Here is a 5,980-nt window from a genome sequence, read left to right as displayed (position 1 = left end):
AGCACACCCGAAGCCCCCGACACCACCACCCACCCCGACGACCCGCCGGAGGGGAAGATCTCGGACGAGCGGACGGCCGCTTCGTCAGGTGAGGGGGTTCCCGGAAGGACGCAGGAGGTGTCGGCCGGGAGGCTCAACACGAGCTTGCCCACATGCTGCGCACGGCTCATCACCCCGAACGCCTCACCCGCCCGCCGCACGTCCCACACCCTGCGCGGCAGCAACTCCAGCACACCCGTCTCGAACAGGTCTACGACCTCACGCAAGATCGCACCCAACCGCTCAGGACCCGCCTCGACAAGATCGAAAGCCCGATACATCACCCCGTCATGAGCCGCCGCCACCTCCGCCGGATCCCGGACATCCGCCTTCCCCAGTTCCACGAAACGCCCCCCGGGTCGCACCAGACCCAGCGAAGCGTCCACCAACTCCCCCGCCAGCGAATCCACCACCACATCCACCCCCGCCCCGAACCGCTCGGCGAACTCCGCAGAACGCGACGACGCGATCCGGTCCTCCGGCACACCGAGGTCCCGCACGACCCCCCACTTCGCCTCACTCGCCGTCGCGAACACCTCAGCCCCCAACCACCGCGCCACCTGCACCGCCGCCATCCCCACACCCCCCGCGGCCGCATGCACCAACACCGACTCCCCCGCCCGCACACCCGCCACATCCACCAACGCGTAGAACGCCGTCACGAACGCCACCGGAACCGACGCCGCCACCACGAACGACCACCCCTCAGGAACCCCCACCACCACCCGCTCGTCCACCACGGTGAAGGAGCCGAACCAGGTGGAGCCCAGTCCCATGACGCGGTCGCCGACGGCCACCGTGGTCACACCGGGGCCGATCTCGGTCACGACGCCCGCGCCCTCGCTGCCCATCACGGCGTTCTCGGCGTCCGGGTACGCGCCCAGGGAGATGAGGACGTCGCGGAAGTTGACGCCCGCGGCGCGGATCGCGACACGGATCTCGCGCTCGCCGAGCGGGCGGGTGGCCGCGTCGGTGGAGACCGGTGCCAGGGTGTCGAGGGCGGCTCCGGGGGTGGTGCGCAGGTGCCAGGACCCGTCGGGCAGGGTGGGCTCGGCCGGGGCCACCCGGAGCTGCGGGACGCTCGCCGCCCCGCGTCGCAGCGCGAGTTGGGGCTCCCCGGTGCGCAGCGCCGCGGGCAGGGCCTCCACCGAGACGGGGTCGTCGTCGAGGTCGACGAGGACGAAGCGACCGGGGTGTTCGACCTGGGCGGAGCGCACCAGGCCCCAGACGGGTGCGGCGACCAGGTCCGGTACGTCCTCCGCCGCTCCGGCGGCCACGGCGCCACGGGTGACCACGACCAGCTTGCTCCCGGCCGCGGCGAACGTCTCGTGCGCCAGCCAGGACTGAAGGAGCGTCAGCACGCGGGCCGTGGTGGACAGGGTCTCCTCGGCGAGGTCCGCGCCGGTGCCCGCCCGGACGCCCGCCAGTACGTACTCCGGTGCCGGGTCGCGGCCGTCGGCGGTCCGCGCGGCGAGGGCGGTGAGGTCGTCGTGGCGTGTCGCGACGCGGTCGAGGGCGGGGACGTCCGTTCCGAGGACGGCGAGGTCCGGGGCCGCTGCGGCGGTCCCGGCGTCGGCGGCCGGGGGCAGGGGTGTCCAGTGGACGCGGTGCAGGTGCCCGTCGCCGTCCGCGACGGCGGTGGCCCCGGCGGCGGTCCGGTCGAGGGGGCGGGTGACCAGGGTCTCGGCCGACGCCACGGGACGGCCGGTGTCGTCCGCGACGAGCACGGCCATGCCGCCTCCGTCGACCGGCGTCAGCCGCGCCCGCAGGGCCGAGGCCCCGGTGGCGTACAGGGACACACCGGTCCACAGGAACGGCAGCCGTACGGAGGAGAGGTCGTCCGTACCGGCGGACCAGGCGTGCAGGGCGGCGTCCAGCAGCGCCGGGTGCAGGCCGAAGCCGTCCGCGGTCCGCTGTTCCCCGTCCGGCAGGGTGACCTCGGCGAAGATCTCCCCGTCCCGGCGCCAGACGCGTCCCAGGCCGCGGAAGGCGGGCCCGTAGGCCAGTCCGGCGGCGGCGAGCCGTTCGTACAGGCCGCCGGTGTCGACCTCGTGGGCGCCGTCGGCCGGGGGCCAGGCGTCGAGTCCGGCGGGTTCGCGGTGGTCGCCGGGGGCGCCGAGGACGGCGCGGGCGTGCCGGGTCCAGACGCCCTCGACGCCGCACGCGTACACGCTGACGGCACGGCGTCCGTCGTCCTCCGGCCCGCCGACGGTCACCTGGACCCGCAGCGGCGCGCCGTCGGCGGGGAGCACCATCGGGGATTCCAGGCTGAGTTCGTCGAGCCGGTCGCCGCCGACGGCGTCACCCGCGCGCAGCACGGTCTCGACGAGGGCGGTGCCGGGGACGACCGCGCGGCCCCGCACGGTGTGGTCGGCGAGCCAGGGGTGGGTGCGCAGCGACCAGCGGCCGGTGAACAGGTGGCCGTCCTGGTCGGGCAGCGGCACGCCCGCCTCGATCAGCGGATGTCCGACGCGTTCCATGCCGGTGGCCGGGGCGCCCGCGCCGGCCGGGGTCGCGTCGAGCCAGTGGCGGCGCCGCTGGAAGGCGTACGTCGGCAGGTCGACGAGGTGCGCGCCCGTCCCGTCGAAGGCGCGGGCCCAGTCCACGGGGACCCCGGCGACCCAGGCCTCGGCGAGGGAGCCGAGCAGGCGGGCCTCGCCGCCGTCGTCGCGCCGCAGCGTTCCGGTCACCGACACGTCGCTGCCGTGGTCCTCGGCCGTCCGCTCGACGCCGGGGGTCAGCACCGGGTGCGGGCTGACCTCGACGAAGTGACGGTGACCGGCGTCGAGCAGGGCGCGCACGGTCTCCTCGAAGCGGACCGGGGAGCGGAGGTTGCGGTACCAGTAGTCGCCGTCCAGTGCCGTCGTGTCGAGGTCACCGGCGGTCACGGTGGAGAAGAACGGCACCTCGGAGGGGCGCGGGGAGACCCCGGACACCGCCTTCCCGACGTCGGCGCGGATCTCCTCGACGTGTGCCGAGTGCGAGGCGTAGTCGACGGGGATGCGGCGGGCCCGCACGCCGTCGGCCTCCCAGGCGGCGAGGAGGGCGTCGAGGGCGGTGTCGTCGCCGGACACCACGAGGTGCGAGGGTCCGTTGACGGCCGCGACGGACAGGGCGCCCCGGTAGGAGTCGACGACGCGTCGTACGTCGGCCTCCGGCGCGGTGACGGAGACCATGCCGCCGCGTCCGGAGAGCGCCGTCAGCGCGCGGCTGCGCAGCGCGACCACCCGCGCCCCGTCCTCAAGACTCAGCGCACCCGCCACCACCGCCGCCGCGATCTCCCCCTGCGAATGACCCACCACCGCGGCAGGACGCACCCCGAACGACTCCCACACCGCCGCCAACGACATCATCACCGCCCACAACACCGGCTGGACGACGTCCACGCGGTCCAGCCCCGGTGCTCCCCGCACTCCGCGCACCACGTCGGACAACGACCAGTCCGTGAACGGCTCCAGGGCCTCGGCGCAGGCGGCGAACCGCGCGGCGAACACCGGTTCGGCGTCGAGCAGTTGGACCGCCATGCCCGTCCACTGCGAGCCCTGGCCCGGGAACACCAGGACGGGGGCCTCGGCTCCGGACGCCACCGCGGTGACGAGTTCCGCGGACTCGGAGCCCGTCGCGTGGTCCCGCAGCCGCCGCACGGCGTCGGCGTGACCGGAGGCGAGGAGCACCGCCCGGTGGTCGAAGGCGGCGCGGGCGGTGGCCAGGGTGAGGCCGATGTCGGCGGGTGTGCGGCCGGGGTGGAGTTCGGCGTGGTCGGCGAGGCGGGCGGCCTGGTCGCGCAGGGCGGCGGCGGACCTGGCCGACAGGACCCAGGGCACCAGCGGCAGGGGCCGCGTCGCGGCGGGTCCTTCGGCCGGTTCCGGCTGCGGGAGCGGTGCCTCTTCGACGACGACGTGGGCGTTGGTGCCGCTGATGCCGAACGAGGAGACTCCGGCCCGGCGCGGCCGTTCGCCCCGGGGCCAGGGGACGGGGCCGGTGAGCAGGCGCAGGGCGCCGGTCGACCAGTCGACGTGCGGTGAGGGCTCGTCGGCGTGGAGGGTGCGCGGCAGTTCGGTGTGGTGCAGGGCCTGAACGGTCTTGATGACACCGGCGACACCGGCGGCGGCCTGGGTGTGTCCGATGTTGGACTTCACCGAGCCGAGCCACAGCGGCCGTCGCGGGTCCCGGTCCTGTCCGTACGTCGCCAGCAGCGCCCCGGCCTCGATGGGGTCGCCCAGCGTGGTGCCCGTGCCGTGCGCCTCCACGACGTCCACGTCCGCCGCGGTCAGTCCGGCGTCCGCGAGCGCCGCGCGGATCACCCGCTGCTGCGCGGGACCGTTCGGGGCGGAGAGGCCGCTGCTGGCGCCGTCCTGGTTGACGGCGGTGCCGCGGACGACGGCGAGGACGCGGTGTCCGTTGCGGTGGGCGTCGGAGAGGCGTTCGAGGCAGAGCACGCCGGCGCCCTCGGCCGGTCCGAAGCCGTCGGCGTCGGCGGAGAAGGGCTTGCAGCGGCCGTCCGCGGCCAGTCCGCGCTGGCGGCTGAAGCCGATGAAGGTGCCGGGGGTGGGCATGACGGTGACGCCGCCGGTGAGGGCGAGGTCGCACTCGCCCTGGCGGAGCGAGCGGACGGCCAGGTGCAGGGCGACGAGCGAGGAGGAACAGGCCGTGTCCACCGTGACGGCGGGGCCCTGGAGGCCGAGGGTGTAGGCGATGCGCCCGGACACGATGCTGGTGGTGCCGCCGGTCATCAGGTGTCCCTCGGCGCCGTCGGCGGCGTGCAGGGGCGGCCCGTAGCCGAGGGCGACGGCTCCGACGAAGACACCGGCGTCGCGGCCCTTCAGGGACGCGGGGTCGATGCCCGCGCGCTCGACGGCTTCCCAGGACGCTTCGAGCAGCAGGCGCTGCTGGGGGTCCATGGCCTCGGCCTCGCGCGGGGAGATGCCGAAGAACGCGGCGTCGAAGTCGCCCGCGTCGTGCAGGAAGCCGCCCTCGCGGACGTAGGTGCGGCCGGGGGCGTCCGGGTCGGGGTCGTGGACGCCCTCGGTGTCCCAGCCGCGGTCCTCCGGGAAGGGGGTGACGGCGTCGACGCCGTCCCGTACGAGGTGCCACAGGTCCTCGGGGGTGGTGACGCCTCCGGGGTAGCGGCAGGCCATGCCGACGATCGCGATGGGCTCGTGGGCCAGGGCCTCGACCTCGCGCAGACGCCCCCGGGTCTGGTGCAGGTCGGCCGTCACCCGGCGCAGGTAGCCGAGGAGCTTGTCTTCTTCCGGCATCAGGGCCTCACATGCAGTCGCTGCGGTGGCAGGGGTCGCGGGGCGCCGGGGAGGGCGCGGGGGGGTCAGTCGGAGCCGAACTCCCGGTCGATGAAGTCGAACAGTTCGTCGGCCGCAGCCGACTCCAACCGGTCGGCCACCTCGTCCGGGCCGGTCTCCCGCCCGGGGGCCGAGGAGGCGGTGTCCGGGCGGCCGGGGCCGGTGTCCCGCTCGGCGTCCGCGTCGCCGTCCGCCGGGGTCGCCGACAGTTCCCCGGCGAGGTGTTCGGCGAGGCGGAGGGCGTCGGGGTAGTCGAAGACCAGGGTCGCGGGCAGGGTCAGGCCGGTCGCGGTCCTGAGCCTGTTGCGCAGTTCGACCGCGGTGAGGGAGTCGATGCCGATGTCCTGGAACCCCCGGTCGGCGGGGACCGCGGCGGCCGACTCGTAGCTGAGGACGATCGCGGTGTGCTCCCGCACGACCCGCAGCAGTGCCTGACGGCGCTCGGCGCGCCCCAGTCCGGCGAGCCTGCTGGAGAGCGGTGCGCCGTCCGCCCGGCCGCCGTTCCCGTCGGCCGTGACGGCGCGGCGCCGGGTGGTCGCCGGCTGCCGGATCAGGGCCCGCAGCATGGGCTGTTCGGGGCCGCCGGTACCGGTCGTGGCCACGGCACGGGGATCGAGGCGGGCGGCGAGGAGCAGGCTCTCCGG

Annotated in this window: 2 protein-coding genes; both read right to left on the bottom strand. The window is 75.3% G+C overall.

Annotation, left to right across the window (positions count from 1 at the left end; translation table 11 throughout):
- Positions 1-5,297: type I polyketide synthase (locus tag GA0115242_RS33160; protein ID WP_141721846.1), on the bottom strand; the 5,297-nt coding region annotated here is incomplete at its 3' end.
- Between the two features lie 65 nt (positions 5,298-5,362).
- Positions 5,363-5,980: acyl carrier protein (locus GA0115242_RS33155; protein ID WP_161353405.1), on the bottom strand; the 618-nt coding region annotated here is incomplete at its 5' end.

Source organism: Streptomyces sp. SolWspMP-5a-2, from assembly GCF_900091845.1.
GTDB classification, from domain to species: domain Bacteria; phylum Actinomycetota; class Actinomycetes; order Streptomycetales; family Streptomycetaceae; genus Streptomyces; species Streptomyces doudnae.
Note: the sequence above shows the minus strand (reverse complement) of the source record. Positions and strands in the feature narration are given on the sequence as shown.